The sequence below is a fragment of the Candidatus Latescibacterota bacterium genome (genome assembly GCA_020633725.1).
GTDB lineage: Bacteria > Krumholzibacteriota > Krumholzibacteriia > JACNKJ01 > JACNKJ01 > VGXI01.
This window is the reverse complement of sequence record JACKDC010000006.1, coordinates 130,001-156,889: the sequence shown is the minus strand read 5'-3', so window position 1 is coordinate 156,889 and position 26,889 is coordinate 130,001. Positions and strand designations below refer to the sequence as shown.

The 26,889-nt window shown below is 70.3% G+C and carries 14 protein-coding genes; 4 read left to right on the top strand and 10 right to left on the bottom strand.

Going from position 1 to position 26,889, the window contains the following annotated elements:
* Positions 1-11: 11 nt before the first annotated feature.
* The 6 genes from H6693_13070 to H6693_13045 all read right to left on the bottom strand — a co-directional run bounded on the left by H6693_13070 (position 12) and on the right by H6693_13045 (position 8,473).
* Positions 12-1,931: a fumarate reductase/succinate dehydrogenase flavoprotein subunit gene (locus H6693_13070; GenBank protein MCB9517114.1), complete on the bottom strand. Its 1,920-nt coding sequence runs from the start codon at positions 1,929-1,931 to the stop codon at positions 12-14.
* Positions 1,931-2,647 (bottom strand): succinate dehydrogenase cytochrome b subunit, encoded by a 717-nt coding sequence (locus H6693_13065; protein ID MCB9517113.1) that lies wholly within the window; start codon positions 2,645-2,647, stop codon positions 1,931-1,933. Before H6693_13065 ends, H6693_13070 begins: the two co-directional genes overlap by 1 nt.
* Positions 2,648-2,802: 155 nt before the next feature.
* Positions 2,803-5,427, bottom strand: coding sequence for a hypothetical protein (locus H6693_13060; GenBank protein MCB9517112.1), 2,625 nt, complete (start codon positions 5,425-5,427; stop codon positions 2,803-2,805).
* A gap of 26 nt (positions 5,428-5,453) precedes the next feature.
* Positions 5,454-6,032 carry a hypothetical protein gene (locus H6693_13055; protein MCB9517111.1) on the bottom strand — a complete coding sequence of 193 codons (579 nt, stop codon included), beginning with the start codon at positions 6,030-6,032 and terminating at the stop codon, positions 5,454-5,456.
* Positions 6,033-6,047: 15 nt separating this feature from the next.
* Positions 6,048-7,892, bottom strand: a complete 1,845-nt coding sequence (locus tag H6693_13050) for a hypothetical protein (GenBank protein ID MCB9517110.1) — start codon at positions 7,890-7,892, stop codon at positions 6,048-6,050.
* A gap of 38 nt (positions 7,893-7,930) precedes the next feature.
* On the bottom strand, positions 7,931-8,473 hold the full coding sequence (locus H6693_13045) for a hypothetical protein (protein MCB9517109.1): 543 nt from the start codon (positions 8,471-8,473) through the stop codon (positions 7,931-7,933).
* Positions 8,474-8,580: 107 nt separating this feature from the next.
* Between H6693_13045 and H6693_13040 the strand changes: the two genes are divergently transcribed.
* The gene (locus H6693_13040; protein ID MCB9517108.1) at positions 8,581-10,485 is read left to right on the top strand and encodes a glycosyltransferase family 39 protein; all 1,905 of its coding nucleotides are present in this window, start codon (positions 8,581-8,583) and stop codon (positions 10,483-10,485) included.
* A gap of 42 nt (positions 10,486-10,527) precedes the next feature.
* Positions 10,528-11,544 (top strand): hypothetical protein, encoded by a 1,017-nt coding sequence (locus tag H6693_13035; GenBank protein MCB9517107.1) that lies wholly within the window; start codon positions 10,528-10,530, stop codon positions 11,542-11,544.
* A 259-nt stretch (positions 11,545-11,803) separates the two neighbouring features.
* Here the strand turns inward: H6693_13035 and H6693_13030 are convergent, their stop codons facing one another.
* The 4 genes from H6693_13030 to H6693_13015 all read right to left on the bottom strand — a co-directional run bounded on the left by H6693_13030 (position 11,804) and on the right by H6693_13015 (position 21,113).
* Entirely contained in the window at positions 11,804-13,489 is a 1,686-nt protein-coding gene (locus tag H6693_13030; GenBank protein MCB9517106.1) for a VCBS repeat-containing protein, read from the bottom strand.
* A 29-nt stretch (positions 13,490-13,518) separates the two neighbouring features.
* Positions 13,519-14,106, bottom strand: a complete 588-nt coding sequence (locus H6693_13025; GenBank protein MCB9517105.1) for a hypothetical protein — start codon at positions 14,104-14,106, stop codon at positions 13,519-13,521.
* A gap of 226 nt (positions 14,107-14,332) precedes the next feature.
* Complete coding sequence (locus tag H6693_13020; protein MCB9517104.1) at positions 14,333-16,057, bottom strand: T9SS type A sorting domain-containing protein; 1,725 nt, start codon at positions 16,055-16,057, stop codon at positions 14,333-14,335.
* A gap of 262 nt (positions 16,058-16,319) precedes the next feature.
* The gene (locus H6693_13015) at positions 16,320-21,113 is read right to left on the bottom strand and encodes a carboxypeptidase regulatory-like domain-containing protein (GenBank protein MCB9517103.1); all 4,794 of its coding nucleotides are present in this window, start codon (positions 21,111-21,113) and stop codon (positions 16,320-16,322) included.
* Positions 21,114-21,415: 302 nt separating this feature from the next.
* Between H6693_13015 and H6693_13010 the strand changes: the two genes are divergently transcribed.
* Positions 21,416-23,080: a hypothetical protein gene (locus H6693_13010; GenBank protein MCB9517102.1), complete on the top strand. Its 1,665-nt coding sequence runs from the start codon at positions 21,416-21,418 to the stop codon at positions 23,078-23,080.
* Positions 23,080-26,868 carry a T9SS type A sorting domain-containing protein gene (locus tag H6693_13005; GenBank protein ID MCB9517101.1) on the top strand — a complete coding sequence of 1,263 codons (3,789 nt, stop codon included), beginning with the start codon at positions 23,080-23,082 and terminating at the stop codon, positions 26,866-26,868. The genes H6693_13010 and H6693_13005 overlap by 1 nt, the downstream gene beginning before the upstream one ends.
* The last annotated feature ends 21 nt before the right edge of the window (positions 26,869-26,889 follow it).

The following is a 26,889-nucleotide window of genomic DNA, read 5'->3' as shown; positions in this document are numbered from 1 at the left end:
GACGCCTCCGCCTACTTGTAGCTCCGGGTCTTGACCTCGATGTCCTCGTACTGCAGCTGCTCGCGCAGCATCGTGTGGGCCTGGCCCTCGCCTTCCCACTGCCAGGCGGCGACGAACATGAAGTTCTCGTCGTCGCGCTCGGCCTCGCCCTCCGCCGTGGCGTGCTCGCTGCGGAAGTGTCCGCCGCAGCTCTCCTCGCGCATCAGCGCGTCGCGCGCCATCAGCTCGCCCAGCTCCAGGAAGTCGCCCAGGCGGTTCGCCTGCTCCAGCGCCTTGTTCAGCTCGTAGGCGCTGCCCACGACCTTCAGGTCGTTCCAGAAGGCGTCCTTGAGGCCGCCGATGGTCTTGATCGCGCCCTTGAGACCCTCCGCGTTGCGCTCCATCCCCACGTGCTGGATCATGGCCTTGCCCAGCTCCAGGTGGATGTCCCGCACCGTCCGCGAACCCTTGATCGCCAGCAGCTTCTCCAGGCGCGCCTTCGTCTCGGCCTCCGCCTCCGTGAACGCGTCGTCGGTGGCGGGCACCTCGCCGGGCTTGGTCTTCGCGAGCGCGTTGGCCACCGTGCGCGGCAGGATGAAGTAGCCGTCCGCAAGGCCCTGCATGAGGGCGCTGGCCCCCAGGCGGTTGGCGCCGTGGTCGCTGAAGTTCGCCTCGCCGCCAACGAAGAGCCCCGGGATCGTGCTCTCCAGGTTGTAGTCCACCCAGAGGCCGCCCATGGTGTAGTGCGGCGCGGGGTAGATGCGCATGGGCACCTTGTAGGGGTTCTCGGCGGTGATCTCCTCGTACATGTCGAAGAGGTTGCCGTAGCGGTCGCGCACGACGTCCTCGCCCAGGCGCTGGATCGCGTCGGCGAAGTCGAGGTAGACGCCATAGCCGCTCGGCCCCACGCCCTGGCCCGCGTCGCAGACCACCTTCGCCGCCCGGCTCGCGATGTCCCGCGGCACCAGGTTGCCGAAGGCCGGATAGCGGCGCTCCAGGTAGTAGTCGCGCTCGGCTTCGGGGATCTGGTCCGGCGGCCGATTGTCACCGGGCTTCTTCGGCACCCAGACGCGGCCGTCGTTGCGCAGGCTCTCGCTCATCAGCGTGAGCTTGGACTGGTAGTCGCCCGCGTGGGGGATCGCCGTGGGGTGGATCTGCGTGAAGCTGGGGTTCGCGAACAGCGCGCCGCGCTTGTGGGCGCGCCAGATCGCCGTGCCGTTGCAGTTCACGGCGTTGGTGCTGAGGTAGTAGACCGGCGAGTAGCCGCCCGTCGCCAGCACCACCGCGTCGGCGGCGTAGCGCTTCAGCTCGCCCGTCACCAGATCGCGCGCGATGATCCCGCGCGTCCTGCCGCCGGCCACCACCAGGTCCACCATCTCGTGGCGGTGGATGAGCGTCACCGTGCCGGCCTTCACCTGCCGCATCAGCGCGCTGTAGACGCCCAGCAGCAGCTGCTGGCCCGTCTGCCCGCGCGCGTAGAAGGTGCGCGACACCTGCACGCCGCCGAAGCTGCGGTTGGCCAGCGTGCCGCCGTACTCGCGCGCGAAGGGCACGCCCGCGGCCACGCACTGGTCGATGATGTTCGTACTCAGCTCGGCCAGGCGGTAGACGTTCGCCTCGCGCGAGCGGTAGTCGCCGCCCTTGATCGTGTCGTAGAAGAGCCGGTAGATGCTGTCGCCGTCGCCCTGGTAGTTCTTCGCGGCGTTGATGCCGCCCTGGGCGGCCACGCTGTGCGCGCGGCGCGGCGTGTCCTGGATGCAGAAGTTCAGGACGTTGTAGCCCAGCTCGCCCAGCGTGGCGGCCGCGCCGCCGCCGGCGAGGCCGGTGCCCACCACGATCACCGTGTACTTGCGGCGGTTGGCGGGGGCCACCAGCGGGTTGTCCTGCTTGTGGCGCTCCCACTTCTGGGCCAGGGGTCCGGCAGGGATTCGTGCGTCGAGCGTCACGGCCATCACCGACCTCCCGCGCTCAGGTGATGCACCCCGGCGTCACCGCCGGTGAAGTACATGATGATGGGAATCACGAGGAAGCCGAAGGCCATCACCACGGCGAAGACCATGGCGAGGGTCTCGAGCACCGGCAGCCAGCGCTTGTTCGTCCAGCCCAGGCTCTGGAAGGCGCTCCAGAAGCCGTGGCGCAGGTGCAGGCCGAGCAGGATCATGATCGCGACGTAGATGCCCACGATCAGCGGCTGGGCGAAAGCCGCCGCCACGACGCTGTAGAGGTCCTTGATCTCGCCGCCGTGGCCGTCGGGGATCGGCAGCGCGCCGCCGAACTTGAAGCTCTTCACGTGCCAGATGACGAAGAGCGCGATCAGCGTGCCCGTGTAGATCATCGACTTCGAGGAGAAGCTCATGCGGCTGGTGAAGCCCGCGTCCTCCTTCTTCGCGTAGGCCTGCGGGCGCGCCTTGGCCTTGTCCGCCACCGCCACGGTGACCGCCGCCGCCGCGTGGGTGACGAAGAAGGCGATCAGCCCCACCTCGAACACGTAGACCGCCCAGCCGTGGAAGAGCGTCTCCAGGAAGTGGGCGTAGTGATTGAAGGCGGCAGGCCCGATCAGGAGGGTCAGGTTTCCCAGCAGGTGGGCGATGATGAAGCCCATGAGCAGGAAGCCCGTGATGCCCGTCAGCAGCTTCTTGCCGACCGAGGACCAGAGCAGGTGACTCATCGATAGCCTCTCATTTCTGTAAGGCGCGCGCGGAATGTCGCCCTCGGGGCGGGGCGGCCCGGACAAACTAGCATAGACGATCTTGTTTAGGAAGAGGCGATACGAGAGGTCTGCCGGCGCCTCCATAGCGGAGCGGCTGCGCTTTGGCGCACCCCCTACCGGGCGATCACCCGCACGCCGGAGCGCCCGGGGTTCGTGGGCGTCAGGGTGAGCTGCAGGTTCTCCACCTTCGCCACGCTCGTCAGGGTCCCCGGGCCGCCCACCTCCGTGTTGTCGTAGATGGAGGTATTCGCATAGAGCCGGATGATCACGCGGTTCGTGCCGTCCGGGATGATCGCCGTCGCGCCGTCGATGAGCACCGTCCCCGGGTCGTCCACAGAGCTGTCCCGATGCCAGTAGCCGTTGTCGGGCAGGGACCAGTCGCCGCCGCTGGCGGGCGGGGTGATGCTCACGTAGGTGTAGAACGAGCCGTTGTCCGGGGGGGTCTCGACGCTGACGCTGCCGTTCACCACGAGCGTGTACTCGCCGGTCAGCTCGAGCCAGACAACGAGTTCGCTGCTGCCGTAGGAGTCGACGTCGTCCACGCCCTGGGCCCACTGGATGCCCAGGTCCACCAGCAGATCGGTGGAGAGGGTCACCACGCCGCCCGCCGCCCGCTGGAGCGAGGCCTCCATGCTGCACAGGGCGCTGGCTTCGCAGCTCCCCACCGTCACGGTCGAATCCAGCGTGGTCGCGTACTGGCCGAAGCTGAGGATGTCGTACTCCTCCCGCTCGTTCGCCCACTCGTAGACGCCCGACTGCCCGTTGGTGACGTTGACGCTGTAGTAGCAATCCACCGAGGCCTGGTAGAGCGTCTCGTCCGGCTGCCCCGCGCCGCAGTGCCCGCCCAGCAGGTCGCGGCGCGTGCCCTCGGCGCCCGCGTAGAGCGGCGAGTAGGCGTAGTAGCAGAGCACTTCCTCGTCGGTGACGTCCGTCTCGTCGAAGCTCACCGTTTCGCCTTCCATCACCTGCTGGACCGTGCTGAATCCGGGCAGGTCGTTGGCGTCCAGGTCCATGCGCGCGCCGCCGGGGCCGGCCGTCCAGCCGTCGCCGTTCAGATCGAAGACCGAGTAGTCGGGCTGGCTCGCGCCCGCGAAGGCTTCGAAGGCCTGAAGAAACTCCTCGATGTCGTCCTCGTCGAAGACGCCGTCGGGCACGGCCTGCGGGCCGGAGACGTCCAGCAGGGTCTTGCGCATGAGGTCGTTCACCGCCGTGTCCAGGGACAGGGCCGCGATGCTCGCGTCGAGGATCCCCGGCGCGCCGCTGGCCGAGTAGGCGTGTTGCAGGCGCAGGAGCAGGTCCGGCATGGAGCGCAGCGGGTCGAGGTGCCAGAGGTAGCAGGCGAGGCCGGCCACCTGGGCGGCGGCGCCGGCCGTGCCGTCCATGGTCACCGAGACGCCGTTGCAGTCCTCGCCCACCAGGCAGGGGCCGATCACCCCTTCGCCCACCATGCGAACCTCGCTGCCCGGAGTGGAGAAGCTCGACTCCTCGCCGATCGCGTTGCTGCTGCCCACGAGCAGGACGTTGGTCAGCGGCTGCGCGATGAGTGGCTGCGCGGCGACGTCCGCGTCGTAGGCGGCCTGGAAGGCGGCGGCCTCCTCCTCCGTCGCATCGAGCGAGGCCAGGCCCGGCAGGCTCAGCGCCGTCGCGAAACCGTAGCAGCTGTTCAGGGCGGCGTCGTTGATCACCGCGTCGGACTCGCCGGTCTTGCCCGCGGACACCACATGGATGAAGCCCGGGCTGCCGATGGAGCTGTAGACGAGCCGCCGCCAGCGCAGGGCGGCCCAGGCGCGGTGGAGGTAGCTGTAGAAGTCGCCCTCGGGGTCGTCGTAAGTGCTGGTGCTCAGCAGCACGACGGGCTCGCCCACGGGCAGGTTGAGCACGATGGGTCCGAAGGCTTCGCAGTCGTCGAGACCGTAGGTGTCCACCGCGACGACGTCCAGCCGCTCCTCGGCCACCGGATCCGCGCCCGTGTGCGGGCTGGTGAGCGGGTCGTAATCCCAGTTCGCGGCGGCGATACCGAGATAGTAGAAGCCAAGGTTGCCCGCCCGGTAGAAGGGGTCATCCGGGAAGAGCGCCTCGCCGGCGTCCTCCACGAATTCGAGTTGCGGCACCTCCGAGTAGCCGGGGACGTCGGCGTACCAGCCGGGCGCCATCAGGGTGCCGCGGCTGCTGGCAGCGCGGCGCAGGTTCCAGGCTGCGGGCATGCGGGCCGGAATCAGGTGCGGTGCCCCCGCGAGGGCGCCGTCGTCCGGGTAGTCGCGATCGCCTGCCGCGGCCGACGGGATCAGCGGCGTGCTCATGTAGCCCGGCCGCGCGTAGCTGAAAGCGCCCGTGGCGACGAGATCCGCCGCACGGGCTTCACCCTCGGCGCGGTCGGCCACGGCGTCGATCGCCAGCAACACGAAGGGGTCGTCGGCGTTCATGGAGACGATGGCCGCGTCCTCGGCCGCGAGGGCGGCGTTCACCGCGGCCACCGTGGCGCCGGGCGCGATCGCCGCGGCGAGGCGCGTCGTGAGCAGATGCCCCTGGATGTCCGCCGGCGCCACCGGGCTGGGCGAGAGGAAGACCGTGGCGCCGCGCGCGTCGTCGCCCGGCGCGCCCTCGAGCAGCATGCCGTCGGGGTTGGGAGGCAGGACCTCCGGCGGCGGCGTGTCGCCGGGGCCGGCGGGGCCGGCGTCGTTGCCGCAGGAGACGAGCAGGGAGAGGAGCAGCAAGAGCGGCAGGCAACGGGTTCGCATGTCCGGCGTCCTTCGGGCTGAGGTGATCAGAAGAGCGACTTCACGGCGCCCCAGCTGGAGCGCGCTGTGGCCGTGGGTTCCACGAAGCTCAGGTTGTCGACGAAGTAGTCGTGATCGCTTCCATTGCACTCGGCGGCGATCTCGATCACGTGGCTCGTGGCCGTGGCGATGAAGGTCACCTGGAAGGGTTCGAAGACCGTGCCGCCCTGCTGCTGCGCCGTCGTCGGCCCCAGGCTGAGCACGGTGACGCCGTCCACGCGCACCTCGAACGAGTTGGCCGGGGCTCCGTAGGCGACGCCCAGCGCGTAGTCGCCGTAGAGCGTGTAGGCCTGCCCGATCTCGAATCCGTCCACCGTCTGCCAGATGCGGGGATCGCTGCTCGGCGAGCCGGCCTCGTTGAGGCGGAAGCTGGGCGCCGGCGCTCCCTGCCACGAGTACCAACCGCCGATGCCGTCGATGTGTTCGCTGTTCCAGCCGCCGCCCTCCACGTTGCGGGGGACTTCGTCATCGAAGCCGCCGTTCGCGATGACCGGCGCCGCCCCCGCCGGGCTCTCCACCAGGGCGAGCGCCGACAGGAACAGCGCGAAGCGGATGCCGTGGCTCATGGCGTCGCTCCTCGCCTACTGCAGGGTGACCATGATCTCGATGACGCCGCGGCCGGACGGCAGCGGCTCCAGCGCCTTGCCCAGCACGGTGCCCACGGCGGGCGCGTCGTCGCGCATGGCGTGGCCGGGCGTCGCCGCGGTGACCAGCAGGTCCCCCACGGCGATGGGACCGTTCTCGGCGCTGACCTTGCACGGCACGATGCCCACCACCGCCAGCGGCACCTCGTCCACCTGGCGCGCCAGCTCCAGCACGGGGGTCGCGGCGTTCTCGCCGTCCGCGTTCGCGCCGTTCAGGCTGCGGTCGAGTGCGTCCCAGTCGCGCGGGGAGGCCATCACGCCGGGCTGGGTGCTGTAGACGCCCGCCACCAGTGTCGAGCGCGCGCCCGACGCCATGGCGAAGCCGCGCCGGGCGCCGCGGTCGATGACCATCACGTCGCCGGCCTCCACGCTCGTCGCGCCGGCCTCCACCTTGACGATCTCCGCGAAGTCCGCGCCGCCGCCGGTGAAGGCGCCATCGGCGGTCACGTTGCCGTCGGCATTGACCCGGAACTTGACGTCACCGTTGGAGAGCTGCGCCTCGATGTACTGGCTCGTCGGGGAGGAGGCCGCGTCCATCTGCAGTTCGAACAGGTCCGAGCCCGAGGCCGCCGCGGCGTCACGACCGATGTGCGCGACATTGAGGCTAGGGTCCGTGCTCCGCACGTCAAAGCGGTAGCTTGGCGCTGCCGTGCCGATGCCGACGTTCCCAGCGGAAGTCACTGCCAGACTGTTAAGGCCGTTCAGGACCAGGTACCAGTTGCCCGTCGCGCCGTCCATGTAGCTCCAGCCGGTGCTGCTCGGCGTCTTGTAGCCGTAGAAGGGCAGGCCGTCGCCGGCCGTGTCGATGTACATGCCGCCGTAGCTGCTGGTGCTCGGCGAGTGGATCCCGAAGGCCTCGGCAGCGGAGATCTTCGTGCTGCGCCCCACGCCCAGGAAGCCCGACACGGTGGTGGTGCCGGCGTTGTCCACGTAGACCACGTCCGTGGGGCTGCCATCGTCGGCGTCGAGCGAGTGGCCGTCGCCGGCGCCGCCCGCCGCCGCGGTGGTCTGCAGCGTGCCGTCGGGGAACATGACGCCGCCGGTGCGCGAGCGGATGGTGCCGTTCACATCGAGCTTCTGCTCGGGGGCGGTGGTGCCGATGCCGACGTCACCTGCGTAGGTCACCGCCAGGCGGTCCAACCCTCCCAGGTGCAGGTACCAGTCACCCGTCGATCCGTCCATGAAGGTCCAGCCGGTCCTGGTGGGCGTCTTGTAGCCGTAGAAGGGGAGACCGTCGCCTGCCATGTCGATGTACATCCCGCCGTAGTTGGAGGTGTTCGGCGAGTGGACGCCGAAGACCTCGGCGCCCGTGATCGGGTAGTTCCGGTTGATGCCCACGAAGCCGCTGTTCGTGTTGGTGATGGCGCTGCCGCTGGACGTCCAGTGGCCGTCGCTCAGGCTGTTCAACGCGAAGGGCGCGGCCGTGACCGCCTGGCGCGGACTCAGCGCGGTGAAGGGCTCGCTGTCGGACGGATCGTGCGGGCTGCGCACCTCGATCTCGAGCCAGCGGGCCTCGCCGGTGAAGACGCCCGCGCCGAAGTCGAGCTGCGCGGTGAAGATGCCGCCGGCCACGTCGACGTTGTCCAGCTGCAGCGTGGCGCTGGCGGGCGCGCCGGCGTTCGCGTCGTCCCAGACGGTGAACTTCAGGTCGACGGCGCCGTCGATCGGCTGTCCGGCCTCGGCCAGCTCGCCCTGGTAGGTGATTGCCGTGCCCGCGGGCACCTGCGCGAAGGCCGGCAGCGCGGCCATCAGCAAAGCGGTGAGAAGGATTGCGACTCGCATCGGAAGCTCCTTGCGTGGGTGAGGGGTGCGGGCCGCGCCTAGCGGACCAGAACTGCCTTGCGGACGGCGGCGAAACCGGGCGCCCGCATCTGGATGAAGTAGATGCCGCTGGCCAGCTCGACGCCGGCGCCGTTGCGGCCATCCCAGAACAGCGAGTGCGGCCCGGCGGCGAGGGGCTCGTCCACCAGCACGCGCAGCAGACGCCCGTCGACGCCGTAGACGCGCAGCGAGACCTGGCCGGCGGCGGCGAGGTCGAAGCTCAGCGCGGTCTTCGGGTTGAAGGGATTCGGCACCGGAGCGAGCAGCCGCGTGATGCGGGGAGTCTCGTCCCCGGGCACCGCCGTCGAGGCCGCCCCCGGGGCCCAGAAGCCACCCCGCAGGCTCAGTTCGCCGCCGACGGCCTCGGCGGCGGCGTCCCACTGGGCGATGCTGCCGGTCAGGCCGAAGGCGCCGCCGGCGCTGGCGCCGCCGCCCGCGTCCAGGGTGGAGCGAAGCAGCTCCAGCGCCGGCGCGGGCAACGCGGCCGCGACCAGGAATGCCGCGGCGAGGGGCCGGACGAGCCGGCGCAGGTGGATGTCCATGGCGTTCTCCGAGCGATGAGGGTTGAGACGCCTGTTTGCCCGTCCCGCGGAATCTCCCTCGCTTTTTCGCCCTTGCCGCATTTGACCGCCACCCCTACAACCGGGGCATGGCCCGCGTCATCCCCTGGATCCTGATCGCCGTCGCCGTCCTGACGCTCCTCGTGCACCTGGACGCCGACCCCTCGCGCCTGGCCTGGCGCGACTTCATCACCGACGAGGGCTGGTGGACCGCCGAGGCCCGTGACCACGCCCTCTTCGGCCACTGGGTCACCGACGACTACAACCAGGGCCTCGCCGTGCCCGTGGCCACCTGGATCTGGCGGGCGAGCTTCGCGCTGGGGGGGGTGACGCTGCTGGCCGCGCGCGCGCCTTCGGCCGTGGCGGCCCTGCTCACGCTGCTGCTGCTGTGGCTGATCGCGCGGCGGGAGCGTCCACGGGACGCGGCCATCGCCCCCCTGTTGCTGGCCACGGCCCTGCCCTTCGCGATCCACGCGCGCCTGGCCATGCCCGAACCGCTGGCCGTGCTGGGCGTGACCGCCGCCTGGTGGCTCCTGGGCGGGATCACGCGGCCCGGCTTTCGCCGGCCGGCCCTGGCCGGGCTCGCCTTCGGCCTCGCGCTGTCGGCCAAGTTCAGCGTCGTCGTCGCGGGACCGCCGCTGCTCTGGATCGCGCTGCGGCTTAGCGCTCCACGCATGGCCTTCCCCCCGGGCGGCGGCCCCGTACTGGCGGCGCCGGCGCGCGAGCGCTGGTTCGCGCCCGTGAACTTTGCCTTCGCCGCGGCGCTGAGCTGGGGCGTGGCGCGGCTGGGCTTCGGGCTGCGGCATCCGGCCGAGCTGTCGGCGCTGGAGCATCTCTATCGCCAGGAGAACCTGCCGGCCTCGCCCGTGGACCTCCTCGCCAACCTGGCCTACTTCCCCATGCCCACGCCCTTCCTCTACCAGACCGCGGCGCTCCTGGTGCTCGCGGGGCTCGGCGCCTGGGCGCTCGGCCTGAACGCCCGCAGCCTGAGCCCCTCGGCGCAGGCGCTGACCGTCCTGGTGATGGGGGGACTGACGCAGGCCGTCTTCATGAATCCCGCGGACCGGCGCTTCGTGGTCTTCCTGCCCGCGCTGGCGCTGCTGGCCGCCCGCGGCTGGCGGGCCCTGGCCGACGGCGAAGCCCTGCCACGGCGATTCGTCGGCCGCGTCGACCTGGCCGGGCTGCTGGTGGCCGCCTTCGCGCTGGCCCTGGTGCTGCCCGGCCGGTTGGCCCTCTGGGCGGGACGCTTCCGCTCCGTCATGGGATCGCCGCTCCCCGACGAACGCCTGCGGGCGCTGGCCGCGCTGCTCTTCGTGGCGACGATGGCGCTGGCCCTGTTCTGGCTGGGACGCCGCCCGCTGCGAGCTCCCGCCATGCTGGTGACCGGCCTGCTGCTGGGGTGGCTCGTCGTCTGCCTCGAGCCCTTCGATGCCCTGGCCTGGGCCGGCGTCTTCCACGCGCTGGGACGCTACGACGCCGGGCCGGTCTGGGCGTCCGTGGGCCGCTACTGGGCGCCGGCCTGGGGGCTGGTCACCCTGCTCCTCATCTGGGCCGGCCTGGGCCGCGCGGGACTCCTGCCCGCGGGCCGGCTCGAGCGCCGGCGCGCCCTGCTGCCCTGGCTCGTGCCACTGGTGGCGCTGGCCCTGCTGGCCGGGGAGCGAGCGACGCCGACCTTCACTCTGCGCGACGCCGGCGCCCGTCTCGCCGCGCCTCTCGCCGACGGGACGGCCTGCCGCGCACTCGTAGGCCCCGAGGCGGCGACCCTGGGACTGACAACCCGCCTGCCGGCCCTGGTGCCGCGGGACGCGTTCAACCCGGACGTCCTCCGCAACCCGCCGCCGAACTCACGAATACTGACAATGACGTCCGACTCCGGCACACCCATCCTCTCCGAGTGGCCGGCCGGCGCCGACAGCCTGACAATCTGTCCAGACCACGAAGGGCGGTCGCGCTTCGTCTTCGCGGTGGAGGAGCACCGCTCGCCTCGGGATTGACAATCTCTTGACGGGATTGCCACCCAGACTTACAACGGAAGCATGATCAGGGCGCGGACAGAGCGCATTCGTCAGTTCATTCTCGACCAGATCGAGCGGGACCCCGCCGGCCTGAGCCGCCAGGTGCAGGAGCGCTTTGGCATCACGCGCCAGAGCGCGCACGCGCACCTCCAGGCCCTCGAGGCCGAGGGGCTGATCGAGGGCCGGGGCAACACCAAGGCCCGGCGCTATGCGGCCCGGGTGCAACGGCAGCATCGCTTCAATCTGCCCCTGGCCATGCGCCCCCAGGCCGAGGAGGTCTGGACGGACCTCGTCGCACCGCGTCTGGGCGCGCTGCCCACGCCGCGCGAGGCCGTGCTGCGGTTCATCCTCACCGCGCTGGTGGACAACGCCGTGCGCCACGCCGGCGGCGCGGCCGTGATGCTCGCGCTCACCCGGCGAGGTGGGGGGCTGCAGCTCACCGTGCGCGACGACGGCCAGGGCCTCTTCCGCAAGCTGTCCGACGACAGGGCCCTGGACGATCCGAATCAGGCGCCGCTCGAACTCTGCAAGGGCGCCGCGGGCGCGTCGCTGCTCCTCGCGGCGCGCGCCGCCGACCACTTCGTGGCCACCGCCAACGGCCTTCGCCTCGAGTACCGTCCCGCGCGGGCGGGCTGGGCCATGGCCGAGGCCGCGGCGCTGCCGGGCACGACCCTCGAGCTGGAGCTCCGCCTCACCGGCGACGACACGCTGGACGCGGTGCGCGCCGAGCAGGTCGCCCCCGGGGGCGGGCTCCGAACCCGCGTGCCGGTGGAACTGCTCCCCGGCGCGCGCGACGGACTCGCCACCCCCGACCAGGTGCGGCGACTCATGGCGGGCCTCTCCGACTTCTCGGAGCTGTGGCTGGACTTCCGCGGCGTGCCGACGCTCGCGCCCGCCGCCGCGGCGGCGCTCTTCCGCGACTGGGCCACGTCGAACCCGCGCTGCCGCCTGCGCTGGCTCAAGGCCGCGCCAGCGGTTGAGGCAACGATTCGTGCAGCGCTCGGCGGAGCGCAGGCAGCGGCGGCGGGCGGGGCCTAGCCCGAACCCGCCCCCGGGGGCGGGTTGGTTCTTTCCCCGCTCAGCACCTTGACGGCCCACGCAAGATACTATACATTGGTATCCACTGCAAGAGCGGCATCTGGTTTTCTGGCGATCGCGCGGGGCTGTACTCCGGGGTGGAGAGCCTTGCTCGCCCCGCTGCGTGCAGCCTGGTCGTCGACGCCCGGGTGTCGCTCCGGGATCACGCGTCTCGAGGCGGAGATGACTGGACCCCACCCGCCCCCGGGGGCGGGTCGCCTTAGCGAATCAGCACGATGCGGCGGCTCTGGCTGACGCCAGCGCTGCGCAGCACGGCGAAGTAGACGCCGGCCGGGAGCTCGCGGCCCACGTTGTCGCGTCCGTCCCAGGTGAGTTCCTGGGGACCGGCGGCGAGGCGCGCGTCCACGAGGCGGCGCAGGCGACGGCCGCGCGTGTCCATGATGTCCAGCGTGGCCTTGCCGGGTGAAGTGAGCAGAAAGGCCACGCGGGCTGCGCCGCGCGACGGGTTCGGCCAGGTGGGGGCGAGCGACGCCACGGCGGCACTCAGGTCGAGAGTCAGCGTGCGCAGTTCCGCCCAGTCCTCGCCCGGCTCGCGGCCGAGCAGGCGGTAGCGCCAGCGGCCGCCGGCCAGGAGCAGCGGGCTGCTGTCGCGCGCGCGCCAGGCGCCGCTGGGGAGCGCTTCGGTTTCGAGCTCGCGCGTGAAACCGGACTCGCCCTCCACTTCCACGCGGAAGTCGCCGTCGGCGCCGAGCGACTGCCAGCTCAGGTTCACCGCGCCCGGCGCGACCTCGCTGCGCAGGTCGCTTACCGTGACCGGCACCACGTAGGTCGTGTTGCGAAGGCGCGCGAGCCGGTTGGTCCAGTAGCTGGAGACGATGAGGTCGAGATCGCCGTCGCGGTCGAAGTCGGCCGCCGCGGGCGCGTAGGCCCCGGCGCCGCCTTCCTGGAAGAAGGGCGGATCCCAGACCGGGCCGTTGGGCTGCAGCAGGATGCCCACGTCCGCCGCCGCCGAGCAGGTGACGAGCAGATCCTGGTCGCCGTCGTCGTCCAGGTCGACGAGCAGCAGCTGGTCCATGTCGCGCGAGGCGTTCCAGACCATCGGCGCGCCGAGCAGGCCGCCGCCGAGGCCGGGGATGGCCCAGATCTGCCGGTCGATGTCCTTGTGGATCAGCAGCAGGTCGGGGTGTCCGTCGTGGTTGAGATCGCTGGCGGCGAGGTCGTAGGGCTTGTCCGCGGTGGCGTAGGTCAGCGCGGGGCCGAAGTGGCCGCTGCCGTCGTTGAGGTGGACGGCGAGCTGGTCGGTGGCGTAGGCCGCGAAGACGAGGTCGGGCCAGCCGTCGGCGTTCATGTCGGCCGCGACGATCCCGCGCTGTCCCGACACCGTGGGCACGGTGACCGTCTCGAAGTCGCCGCCGCCCCGATTGAGGAAGACGTTGAACACCGCCGGCGCGCCGCCCAGGCAGGAGCAGGCGAGGTCGAGGCGGCCGTTGCCGTCGAAGTCCTCGGTCGCGAGCTTCCAGGGGTTGTCGCCGGTGGGGAAGCTGGGGCCGGGACGGAAGACGCCGTCCACGTAGCCGGTGAAGATGCGGAGCTGGTCGTCCCAGCTGGCGACGGCGAGGTCGAGGTAGCCGTCGCCGTCGATCTCGGTGATGGCGATGCTGCTGGGGCCGTCGCCGGCGTAGAGGCTCGCCGGCGGCAGGAAGGAGCCGGTGCCGTCGTTGAGCAGCACCGTGAGCGAGTCGCTCTGGTAGCTGACGAGGGCGAGGTCGGGCGCGCCGTCCAGGTTGAAGTCGGCGGCGGTGAGGGAGAGCACCTGCTCGCCGGGGACGTCGATGTAGTCGGGCGGATTGAAGATGGGCACCGCGCCGGCCGCGGCGGACGTGCACGCGAGTAGAACCAGGGTCGCCGGCAGGACGGCCGGCACCCGAGGGCGCTGCCGATCCATGCCGGACCTCCGCGCTCGGAGTGGGTCCGCTAGGCTCCCGACAGGGTGAAGGGCTGCTCGATGAGCAGCTCCCGGTTGAAGTAGACCCGGAAGCTCCAGTCGCCCGGCTCGCGATCGCGCTTCAGCGACGTGTCGAGGCTCATCTCGAGGCGGAACGACGGCGTCTCCACCTCCTGGGTCTCCGTGCGGAGATAGTGGAGGTCGTCGGCCTTCTTCCACTGGATGACGGCCTCGTAGCCGGACTCCCTGGGCTCTACCTTCACCTCGGCGTAGCGGCGGAAGACTTCCTTCTCGCCCGGCTTGATCCAGACGAGATGGAACATGTTCACCTCGCCAGGCTTCACGTCGGCCACTTCCACGAGGGCCTCCACCTGGCTCTTCTCCCGCATTTCAAACTCGGTGCCAGCGCCGATGGGATAGCCGCTCTTGCGGCTGATGGTCCGGCAGAGCGTGACGTTCGCCCTGAAATGACCGTCCAGCGCGTGGGGGTCGGTGGCCAGACGGCTTTGCGCCGCCTTGAATTCCTTCACCCGGCGCTGCTCGCAGCCGCCGAGGGCGAGCGCCGCGCCGAGGGCCACGGCCAGGGTGAGGGTCAGGGTCAGAAGTCTGCGAGGCATGGGGATCCTCCCGCAGGAGCCGGTCGAAAACCGTCCGCATGAACGAGAAACGGCCGGACGGGGCGGGCGCCGCCGTCCGGCCGGCAATGCTAGCACTTCGCGCGCGCTGGGTGAAGCCCCTGGCGACCCGCCCCCGGGGCCGGTCCACCGACTGCGCTGCCACGCGAGCGAGCCTTGTGTCCGGGTCGCGCCCCTTCGAAGCGGGGCGCGAGAGGACACAAGCTCGCTACTTGATGAGGATCAGCTTCTCTTCCTCGCGCACGCCGCCCGCCTCGAAGCGGACGAGGTAGACCCCGCTGGCGAGGCGACGGCCGGCGTCGTCGCGGCCGTCCCACCGCAGCTGCTGCGCGCCGGCTTCCGCTGGACCGTCCAGGAGCGTCACCACGCGGTGCCCGGCGAGGTCGTAGACGCTCAGGCTCGCGCGGCCCGCCTCCGCCATGCTGTAGGCGATGGTAGTGGACGGGTTGAACGGGTTCGGGTAGGCGCCCCGCAGCGCGGTGGCGGCCGGCGCCTCGCCCACTTCGGTAGACGTGGCGCGCGACACGTAGACGCTCACGTTGTCGACAAAGGGTCCCGCCGCGTGTTCGCCGTAGGGTGGACCCCAGATTCCCGCCACGTCGCGGACACCCGAGGCCCGCAGGCGCAGGCCGACGATTGGCTCGCCGTCCGCCGAGCTCAGCAGATCGCTGGTCATGTCGTAGCCGACCTGGGTCCAGCCGACGACCCCCGGCGGAAAGGTGATGGTGACGTTGGAGCGCCAGGCGCGCGTGCAACCGTCGGCCGTGATCGCCGCCACCTGGGGCAGCGGACTGGTGATCCAGGAGTCCAGCGGCATGTCGTCGTAGATCCACGCCTCGACGAACAGGTGGTCGCCGTCCTGCCACACGTAGGGTGCGCCGTTCTGGTCCACCGCGAGATCGGGGCTCTCGATCATGTCGAATAGATAAGGCGGCCCATAGGGCACCACGCCGTCCGGGTAGTCGGGATTCGCGAGCGACGGGTCGAAGAAGGTCCAGAACCAGCCGCCGTTGTCGTGGTCGCCCTCGGGCTGCGCGACGCCGGCCCGCAGTGCAGCCCAGTCGCCTGCCCCGGATCCGGCCCCGAAGCTCAGGCCGGCGGGTACGAGACCGTCCTCGAAATCCGAGGCGAAGACCTCCGCGCCGTCGGCGCTTGCACGCAAGTTGTCGATCCACACCGCGCCGATCTCGGTGGGGAAAAGGCCGTCTTCATCGCACCAGGCGCCATCGGAGTGGAAATAGAAAGCCACGCGCGCGCTGGCGCCCGGGCCGCCGAGCGTGCCCGCGGGGACGTCGATCGACAGTTCCCGGTAGGTACGGTCCCGCACTGTCTGATCCTCGTAGACGGTGACCCACTGGTCATCCACCTCGGCGCGCAGCTCGAACCAGTCGTAGCCATCGCCCTCGAAGTCGCTGCGATAGGCGAAGCTGACCGTGTAGGCGGTGTCGACGGGATGCCCGGACAGATCGAGAACCGCGTACTGGTCCCAGCCCAGACCGTAGCCCGACGTGTGTACCCAGCTGCAGACGTCGTGGCCGCCGCACCAGAGCGCGTAGTCGTTCACGGTGTCGCCCGTGTCGAAGGGCAGCGCGGCGCTCATGTCGGTGCCGGTGCCGGCGCAGATCGACGTGGTGGCCACGTGCCACCAGAGGCCATCGTCGACGGTCAGGTCCACGCCGAACCAGCCCGCCTCGGCCGGCCCTCCGTTGTAGTCGAAGGTGAAGCCGCGGGCGTCGGTGCCGGGACTGCCAACGCTGCCCGGGCCCGAGGCCGCAAAGAGGAAGAGCGTGTCGACGCGCTCGCTGAGCGCCTCCGCCGCCAGGAGCGGCAGCGCGCCCGGCCCCGGCGGGGCCGGATCGCGCGCCAAGGCGCCTGTGCTCTGGAGGAGTGCCGACAGGAATGCAACCGTGAGCATCCGCAGGATGCTGCGCATGACCAACCCCCTTCGCTGTCGCGGACGAGCAGGGGTAATCCCGGTGCGGTGGGGGTGGCGGGAGAAGCTCGCCGCGGTCTGCATTCGGTTCCGGGGAAGCCGTCCTGACACTCGGAGTCTAGCAGCGTCGTGACGCCTCAACAAGTCATTACGCTGCTGAAACCTTGCGCCCGGAACAGGAATCCCGACCGCCCGCCCTGCTCGGTGCAGGACGGGCGGCGGGATGGTCGGGCACTACGGCGGGTAAGACACCCCAGCCGTGCTACTTCAAGAGCGTCATTTTGCCGGTCTGCCGCTGGCCATCGGCCTCCAGCACATAGAAATAGAGGCCCGAGCTGGACTTGTGCCCCCGCGCGTCGGCGCCGTCCCAGCTCACGCGGTGGAAGCCCGCGGCCAGGGGAGCGTTGGCCAGGAGCGTGCGCACCAGGCGGCCCGAGGTGTCGTAGACCTTGAGCGTCGTCGCGCTGGCGCCGGGCAGTCCGAAGCGGATCTCCGTCGTCGGGTTGAAGGGGTTGGGGACGTTCTGCAGCAGGGTCACGCCCGCCGGCACCGCGCCGTCGTCCACGGCCGTCGGGTCGGGCTGGGCGAAGCCGGTCAGCGTGAACTCGTCCACGCCCGCCTCCACCACGGAGCCGCTGTTGAAGTCCGACGCGACGAAGCGCAGCTGCACGGTGCCGGTCAGGGCGACGTAGTCCTCCAGCACGAAGCTGAACTGCGTCCACGCCTGCAGGCTCACGTTGGTGTGCTCGAGCTGCACCCAGTTCGAGCCGTCGCTGGTCACCTCCACCGTCCAGTAGTCCTCGTCGGGGGAGTTGCCCGTGTCGTTGCTGTACCAGCGGTAGTAGGTGACCGTGGCGCTCAGCATGTCGCTGAGATCGTAGACCGGCGTGAGCAGGGTCGTCTGGCCGTCGTCGACGTCGTCCGCGCCCTGCGCGCCCGTCTCGTTGTTGCCCGTGATCCAGCAGTTGACGCCGGGGTCGGGGGTGACGTCGTCCTCGGGCTGCACCGGCGTCCCGCCGGCGTAGACGCCGATGGGATCCACCCGCGTCCAGATGCCCGTGGTGGCGTTGTCGCCCGCCTGGCCCACCGTCCAGCCCGGATCGGTCTCCATGTCGTTGGCGGCCAGCACGACCACGTCGGTGACGTAGAAGTCGTAGTAGGTGTCAGGCGTCACCGGATTGCGGCTGCCGTTGCCCACCGCGTCCTCGGCCTCGAACCAGTAGCTGACGTGCGTCGACAGCGGCAGGCCCGGGATCGCGCCCTCGTAGAGCCCGGTCTGGGCGTCCAGCAGCGTGAGCGGCGCCTCGAAGAGACCGCCGCCGTTCAGCTTGTAGTAGAGGTGCATCGTGGCGATGGCCGAGAAGTCCGTGATGTTGGCCTCGATGAGGTAAGGCCCCACGGTGTCCTCGGTGTGCGGGTGGATCGTCACGTTCTCGAGGTAGGGGCCGAGGATGTCCACCAGGTCGAAGTCCAGGTTCGTCACCTGGTCCTCCACCACGTTCACGCCGGGGACGGTGACCGTCTCGAAGCTCTCGTGGTTGACCTGCGCCGTGTAGGTGCCCGCCTGCACGCCGCCGGCATAGTGGCCGTCGCTGCCCGAGAGGAGCGACTGGTTGTTCTCCAGCAGGCGCACGGTCACGCCGCTCACGGGCGAGTCGCCGTTGCTGCTGTTGCTGAGCATGCCCTGCAGCGTGCCGAGCGCCAGATCGCCCACCGGCTGGAACAGGATCGCGCGGCCGGTGGCCAGCGGGGCGGCGGCCGCCGGGTAGTCCGAGGCGTAGGTGTAGAGCAGTCCGTCGTTGCCGTCCGGGCTCTGGATGCCCACGGAGGCGTAGCCGTCGCGGGAGTCGGTATTGCCCACGGTCTCGTACTGCATGAGGATGGGACCGTCGCCCGTCACCGTGGCGTGCACGGCCGGATCCATCAGGATGATCTCGAAGCGCTCCAGCGCGTTGGAGTAGTCGTTGCGCACGCCGTTGTACTCGATGACGAAGCGGGCGTTCGTGCTGTCGTACCAGGTGAGGATCTGGTTCGTCGACGACGCGTAGAGGTTGTCGAAGAAGCCCGCGATCATGCCGTGGGGATTGCCGGCGCCGGGGATCGTCCAGTTGCGGTAGCTCTGCATGTCCACCACGCCCATGGCGATCCAGCCGTTGCTGCACACGGAGATCTGCGTGAATTCCTCCCCGTAGTAGCGGAAGGTGAAGGGCAGGTTGACGACCACCGTCTCATCCTGCTCCCAGCCAAAGTCGCTGAGGCCGATGTCGGTGCCCACGCCCGAGATGTCCACCCACTGGTAGGTCGGCGCGAAGGGGTAGGTGGTGTCGGTGTTGTCGAAGGCCCAGTAGCCGTAGACGTCCGGACCCAGCGGATCGTCGCTGCTGGCCGTGCCCACCGGCAGGCTGAACTCGACCACGTCCTCGCGCACGCCGTCGAAGGTGAGCGTGAGCTGGAAGGTCGCCAGCGCGCCCTGGAAGCAGTCCGGCGAGATGCTGAAGCCGAAGGGATCGGCGCCGTTCTGACCGGTGCCCCCCACGCCCACGCTGCCGAAGCTGCCGTTGGGATCGGTGATCGTGATCCAGGGGTTGTCCGTGCTCAGCACGCCGGTCACGGCGCTCGCCGCGGCCCCGCCCACGTTCAGCAGGGTGGCGCTCATCGTGCCGCTCTCGCCCGGATCCAGCGTGCCGCCGGCGCTCCAGGTGCTGCTCTGCAGCTCGAACGCCCCGCTGACCACCGGCAGATTGACCTGGGACGTCCACGTGGCCACGCCGCTCTGCGCCGTCAGGTCGAGGCGGATGACGTGGTTGTCCGGCGCGTTGGTCGCCACGAGGACGTCGAAGTCCTCGGCGCACCACACGGTGGCGCCGGCGCCGATGGTGCCGTAGGTCTCGCTGCCGTCCACGATCGTGACGTAGGGATCCGTGCTGGTGAGCGTGGCCGACACGTTGGTCGCGGCGGTCGTGCCGAAGTTGCGCAGCGCCACGGGCAGCTCGATCGCCTCGCCCGGGTTGGCCAGGCCGTCGCCGTTGCCGTTGCTGTCGCCGGCGGTGTCGTCATCCGTGGTGGACGCGCCGAAGGCCAGGTAGGTGCCCACGCTGCCCAGGGTCAGCGTGCCGCGGTGCGGCAGGCAGTTGTGCTTGGTGACGGTCACGTTCACCGTCCCCGCGCTGAGGCCGGTGGTGGGCAGGGGCAGGTTCGCGTCGCCCGAGGCGTCGGTGTAGGCCACCGCGCGCAGCTCGCCGTCCTTGTAGAGGCTGACCAGCGCGCCCTCCAGGGCGCCGCCCGCGGCCACGTGCACCGGCACGGAGTTGGCGCCGAGGGGCACGACCGTCGGATAGGCCACCGTCAGGTTGGTGGGGTAGGCCATCCACATGTCCGTGGCCGGATCGCCCATGAGGTTGTTCCAGGTCGACCAGATGTAGACGCGGGTGTCCTCGTAGTTGATGTAGTTGTTGTACAGCTCCAGCTTGCCGCGCGTATGCGAGACGCCGAGGCGGTGGTCGGAGCCGTCGAGCATGCCTTCCCAGGCGCCCATGAAGTAGCAGTTGTTGTAGCGCGTGTGCGTGCCGGTCGTGGCCGTGCCCACCGCGCCGATGCCGCCGCCGTTCGTGTTCTTGAGGAAGGCCTCGGAGCGGCAGGTCGGGTCCTCGAAGGAGCCCGTGTCGCAGGTCACGATGACCGCGAAGGGCAGCTCGTTGCCGTTGTTCATGCTCAGGATGCCGCTCTCGCTCAGGCCGCTCATCATCCAGTAGCCGCGGTAGCCGAAGGCGCTGAGGCCCTGGTTCACGGCCCCGATCATCTGCGTGGCGTAGTTGCCGCTGTAGATCTCGGTGACGCTGTCGTAGCCCTTCACGTAGAGCTTGTCGGCGAGCCACTGGTTCACCCAGACGCAGGTGATGCCGGACGAGCTGGGATCGCCGCAGGTGGCGCCGCGGGTGAACCAGCCGCTGTCCGTCGTGGGGGGATTCTGCTCGTAGGTGAGGATCTTGTTCACGATGCCCGTGAGCTGACTCGTGCTGTCGAAGCTGAGGCGGCCGAGGTTCACGTCCGCGATCCAGTCGCCGCCCTCCAGCAGCGTGTACTCGTGGTCGCCCTCGCCGCCGTAGCCCGAGTAGCTCTCGTGCCAGGTGTCGACGCCGTAGGTGCCGGTGGCGTCGCCCACGATCGTGACGAACTCCAGCGGCGGATCGTCGTTGTCGTAGTGGCTCTGGATGCTGGACTTGATGACGCTGGTGCTGCTCGCGCCGTTGGTCTCCACCACCACGTTGTAGCCCTGCTCGCGGCGCCACTGGAGCAGCGGCTCGATGATGTTGAGCACGGTGTTGTCGTTCACGACGATGACGAGATAGGTGCCCGGGCCCACCTGCGCGTCGCCCGCGCGATAGCCGGCGACGGTGTCCTGGAAGATGCGGTCGAAGGACTCGGGGATGATGTCGCGATGCCGTGCGAAGGCCCGGCTGTCGCTGCCGGTCAGATCGAGCTCCACCTCGACGCGGCTCGTCGCGCTCAGTACGCCGGTGGCGGGATCGTAGCTCACCGGGTTGACGGAGACCGGCACCACGCGCAGTCCGTGCATCACCGCGGGGGCGCCGACTTCGACGACCGGCAGGGCGTCGGCCCGGCCGTCGGCGTACCAGCTGCGGTCCATCACCAGGGACTTGGCGTCCGCGGGCTGCAGCGGCAGCGGGCGGATGTCATCGAAGCGCTCCACCCGCTGATCGGTGACCCTGGCGGTCACGGCCACGCCGTTGGGCACCGCCACCAGGCGGCTGAAGGTGGGCAGCCCCGCGCGGCCTTCGGTGCCGACCAGACCGCCGCCCCCCCCGGGGATGGCGAGCGCCCGGAAGGACTCGCCGTCGACGTCGATGGTCGGCGCATCGAGGGCCGGGAGCGTGAACTCCAGGGTCATGCGGTCGCCGTCCTGCGACAGGACGCGTAGCTCCGGCGCTGTGGCCGTGGCGCCGGGGTCGAGAACCAGGGACTGCGGGGTGACGCTCGCGCTGGCGGAAGTGGCCAGCAGAAGTCCGAGCGCAATGAGCCCGAGATACCTGCGCATGGGTGCCTCCAGTATCGCTGCTTCGATGGGTGGCAAGGAATCGACCGCCTGATGTTGCGAGATCAAGATGGGGCGGGCCGAAAAGTCCGTTCCATTGTACATGATGCCGTGGGTCCATGTCGATCCCGCAAAGCCGGACGAATTCCCAGATATGGGATCTCCCGGCACAAGGAAACAAGAAGGCCTCCCGAGGAAGCCCCGGGAAGCCTGAGAATGGCCTGGGCGAAGCAGGCTGTGCTAGACTTGAACCCGCACGACTCCGGATTCCAGTCCCCATTTCACACCCCTGGAGGGAGTTCACGATGAGAAAGATCCTCGGGCTGCTGGCCCTGGCGCTGCTGACGCTGGGAGCCGCCGGCGTCCAGGCCGGCACGATCACGGTTCCCGGCGACTACAGCACCATCTACGCGGGCGTGCAGGCCTGCCCGCCGGGCGACACGGTCCTGGTGGCGGCCGGGACCTACCACGATTGCACCCATGAGACCGAGGGGCCCGGCTCCACTCCCGCCTGCGTCATCATGAAGAGCGACGTCACGCTCATCGGCGCCGGCGTGGACGCCACCATCATCGACGCCCAGAGCCAGGGGCGCGGCATCTTCGTCGAGCTGGTGAGCAACGTCCGCATCGAGAATCTGCAGGTTCGCGGCGCGTTCGCCGCGGTCTACGGGGCCGGCATCCTGCTGCGTCAGCTAGATGACACTGTGCGCATAACTGACGTGAAGATTCAGGCCAACACCGACGGCGGCGTCATCTGCATCAACAGCGCCTCGCCGATCCTTCGGCGGGTCGAGTTCGTGAACAACGTCGCGAAGCAGGGCGGCGGGCTCGCCATCGAGGAGATGAGCAACGCGCAGGTCTACGACTGCGTCTTCACGGGGAACAGCTCGCCGAGCGGCGGCGCCCTGATCGTGCGCGCGGACAGCAACGCGATCGTGGACGGCTGCATCTTCGACGGCAACTTCACCAACGCGGCCTTCGGCAACGGCGGCGCCCTCGCGGTGATCAGCGCGGCGCCCACCATCACCAACTGCCAGATCCTGAACAACGACACCCAGGGCTACGGCGGCGGCGCGGCCTTCATGAGCGGCGCCGGCGGCACCTTCTCCCACAGCCTGGTGATGGGCAACACGGCCAGCTACACCTTCGGGCTGGGCGCGGGCATCCACACGGACGGCTCCAGCCCGCTGCTCGAGTACCTCGTGATCACGGACAACCACGCCACCGGCTTCAACGCCGAGGGCGGCGGCATCAACGTGAACTTCGGCCCGGCGCCGACCATCCGCAACTGCAGCATCTTCGGCAACTCGACGGGCAGCACGGGCGTGGCCGGCGGCATCTCCTTCCAGTTCGGCGGCGACGCCCTGGTGGAGAACTGCATCGTGGCCCAGTCGGTCACCGGCGCGGCTTTCTACTGCCTCAGCTCCACGCCGACGATCTCCTGCTCCGACGTCTGGGGCAACGCGGTGGACGACAACCTCTGCGGCACCGACGGCGGCGGCAACTTCTCGCTGGACCCGCAGTTCTGCGTGCCGGTGGGCTTCGGCCTGCGCGACGTGGCCATCGGCGCCATCGACGCGAACAGCCCCTGCATGCCCGGCAACCACCCCGACGGCCCCCAGGCCTGCGGCGGCGCGCTGATCGGCGCGGTGGACACGAGCTGCGATACGGGCGTGGACGATCTGCCGGCAGGCGCCGCGCGCCTGGTGGGCAACGCGCCGAACCCCTTCAACCCCAAGACGACCATATTCTTCGTGCTTGACAGGCCAGGACTTGCTAGCATCCGCATCCACGACCTCGCGGGCCGCCGCGTCGCAACGCTCCCCGTGGGCGAGCTGACGGCCGGCAACCACCAGGTCGACTGGGACGGCCGCGACGACGCCGGTGTGAGCGTCCCGAGCGGCGTCTACCTCTACACCCTGGATGCCCTGGGCGAAACCCTGTCTGGACGGATGACACTGGTCAAGTGATGAAGCGCGCTCTCAAGGCGCTTGCTCTAGGAAGCGGTCTGATGACGGTGGCGGCGTTTGCCGCCGCCGCCACGTCGGCCGGTCAGCAAGCCCTGTTCAGTCACGTCGAAGTTCTCGACGATCGCAGCCTGCTCACCTTCGATGCCGACATCGCCGATCGCGGAGCCGACCCCGAAACCGAATCCTTCACGCGGCTCGTCGCCCTGCCGCCGGGCGCCACGCAGGCCGAGGCCGTGCTGGTCTCCGGCCCCGAGGGCGCGCGCGCGCAGGTGCTCGGCACCGTCGGACAGCTGCGCGGCGTGCCGGTGGCGCTCCTCAGCGTCGAGCGCCCGGAGCCGGGCGGCCTCACGGTGGAGCTGCGCCACGACGGCCGCTGGAGCGCCGAGCGCACGGGCGGCCCCGCGCTGACGCGCGACTTCGCGGCGGTGCTGCAGAACAGCCTGCCCGAAGGCGTCCGGAATCGCGCGGAGGGCGTCAGCGGCACCTACCTCATCCTCACCACGTCCGCCTACGAGGCGGCCGTGGCGCCGCTCGTGGACTGGAAGCGGCGCAAGGGACACGAGGTCCGCGTGGTCACCACGGCCGAGACGGGCAACACCAACACCGGCATCCTGGCCTGGCTGCGCAACGCCTACGCCACCTGGGAGCTGCCGCCCGAGTACCTGCTGATCGTGGGCGACGTCGCCGACATCCCCACCTGGAACTTCAGCGGCAACCCGACCGACCACCCCTACACGCTCATGGACGCGAACGACTGGCTGCCCGACCTCTTCCTCGGCCGCATGCCGGCCTCCAGCGCCTACCAGGTGTCGACGATCGTGGCCAAGACCATCGCCTACGAGCGCGCGCCGGCCACGGACAACCCCGACTGGACGCGCCGCTACCTCATGGTGGCCGGCAACTACGGCTCCGAGACCCCGGTGACCACGGTGCAGTTCTGTGGCGAGCAGCTCACGCACCTGGGCTTCGAGAACGCCTTCACGGCGATGCCGGGCTTCGACGGCGTGTACTTCCCGCCGATCTTCAACGAGGCCCAGGCCGTGCCGCTCATCACCAACACGGTGGACAGCGGCGTGGGGATCGTCACCTATCGCGGCTGGGCCTACGGCACCAGCGGCTGGGAGCCGCCGCACTTCACCACGGCCAACATCCCGGGCCTGGCGAACGGCGGCATGACGCCCGTGGTGATGAGCTTCGTCTGCCTCAACGGCAACTTCGCCGACGCGCAGCCCTGCTTCGGCGAGGCCTGGCTGCAGGCCGGCGCGCCCGACGCGCCCAAGGGCGCCGTGGCCTTCATCGGCAACGGCGAGCACTGGAGCCACACGCGCTACAACGACGCCATGGCCATCGCCTTCTACGAGCGCATCGTCGACCCCGCGCTCGGCACGCTGGGCGGGCTGGCCGTGGCCGGCAAGCTGCGCTTCATGGACTACTTCCCGCACCAGCTCGAGGAGACCGGCAACGAGGAGTCGGTGGAGTTCTACGTCCACATCTACAACCTGCTGGGCGATCCCGAGCTGAACATCTGGCGGAACGCGCCCGCGCCGCTGACGGCGAGCCATCCGGCGGCGCTGCCGGCCGGCGCGAACCAGTTCGACGTGACCGTCACCGACGGCGGCGGCCCCGTGGCCGGCGCGCGCGTGGGCGTGGTGCAGGGCGAGACCCTGCTCGGCTGCGCCTTCAGCGGCGCCGACGGCGTGGCGCACGTCACCGTGAGTCCGCTGGCGGACGGCACGGAGGTGGCCGTGACGGTCACCGCGCAGGACCACCACCCCTACGAGGGCAGCATCGCGCCGGACGCGTCGAGCGCCTTCCTGTCGCTCGACGCCACGTCGCTGGATGACGGCGCCGGCAACGGCGACGGCGTGGCCAGCCCGGGCGAGACCGTCGACCTCACCGCCACCCTGCGCAACGCGGGCGGTCTGGACGCGAGCGCCGTGAGCGCCACGCTCGCCGCCACCGCGGGCGCCACGGTGGACCAGGCGAACGCGGGCTTCGCGGACATCGGCGCGGGCCAGACGGCCGTGGCCGGCGCGGCCTTCACCGTGACCCTGGCCAATCAGCTCGAGGACGGCCAGCACCTGCGCTTCACGCTGAGCGCCACGCACGACGGTGGCAGCGTGGACGTCTCCGACCTCATGCTGCCGGTGGTCGCGCCGGCGCTCGTGGTGAGCTCCAGCAGCTTCGGCGACCCGGGCTACGCGCCGCCCGGCGGCAGCGCCACGCTCACCGTGACGCTCGCCAACCGCGGCCACCTGCCCACCGGCGCGCTCAGCGGCACACTCGAGCTTCAGGATCCGACCCTGGGCACCGTGGACGACGCCGCGGGCAGCTGGGCCGCCCTCGCCCTCGGCGGCAGCGGCGACAACGCCGCCGACCCCTTCACGCTGAGCCTGGCCGGCGACGTCCCCCACGGCAAGAGCCTGCCGCTCATGCTCCATCTCGCGGATGACGCGGGCTTCGCGGTGGACATCCCGCTGGCGCTCACGGCCGGCCTCGACAACCCGGCCGCGCCCGTGGGCCCGGACGCCTACGGCTACTACGCCTACGACAGCGCCGACCTGCTCTACGCGAACCGCCCGACCTACGCCTGGCGCGAGCTGAGCCCGCAGTTCGGCGGAGGCGGCACCGAACTCGTCTTCAACTACGACAACGAGGTGAAGCCCCTGATCGCGCTGCCCTTCGATTTCGTGTACTACGGGCAGACGGTCACGCAGCTGCGCATCTCCGACAACGGCTGGATCAGCTTCGATCCCGAGCCGTTCGACGACTTCTACAACTGGGGCCTGCCCAACCAGCACGGCAACGCCTCGCTGATCGCGCCCTTCTACGACAACCTGACTACGGTCACCGCGGACAGCCTGTCGGGCAGCGAGTACATCGACGGCGTCTACCACGACTACGACGCCGCCGACGGCACCTTCACCGTGGAGTGGAGCCGCGTGCGCCACTACCGTCCCGAGATCACCGACCTGCAGACCTTCGAGGTGGTGCTCTACGATCCGGCGGTGCACCCGACCACCAGCGGCGACGGCGAGATCGGCTTCTTCTACCGCCAGGTGAACAACGCCGACTACGCGCGCGGCTACGCCACCGTCGGCATGGAGGACGACACCGAGACCATCGGCCTGCAGCTGAGCTACTCGGGCGAACAGGCGCCGGGCATGCTGAGCATCGGGCCGGGCCTCGCCGTCAAGCTGAGCACCGAGCCGCCGGTCTACGAGGAGTTCCTCCTCGACGGCTTCAGCGCCGTGCCCGCCGCGAGCGGACTCGCGCTGAGCTGGTCCACCAGCGATCCCCGTCCCGTGCTGGGCTGGCGCGTCGAGCGCCTCGAGGCCGAGGGCGCCGTGCTGGTGGCCGAGCTTCCCGTGGGGCGCACGCACTGCGAGGATGCCGGCGCAGACGCCGGGCGCGACCAGGTCTACCGCCTCACCGCGCTGCACCCCTACGACCTGGAGAGCGCGCTGGGACCCTTCCACAGCCTGCTCGAGGACGGCGGGGACAGCACGCTGCGATTCAGCCTGGGACAGAGCCTCCCGAACCCCATGCGGGAGAGCGCGCGCATCGACTACGTGCTGCCGGCGCCGGGAACCGTGAACCTGCGGGTCTTCGACGCGCAGGGACGCCTGCTGCGCACCCTCGTGGAGGGCGAGCAGCCGGCGGGGCAGGCCAGCCGTCTCTGGGACGGCCGCGACGCCCAGGGGCGCCGGGTGCCCACGGGCGTGTACTTCTACCGTCTCGAGGCGGGGGGCGAGGTCCTCACGCGCAAGCTGATGGTGATCCGCTAGGACCACCGCCAGGCCGAGGAA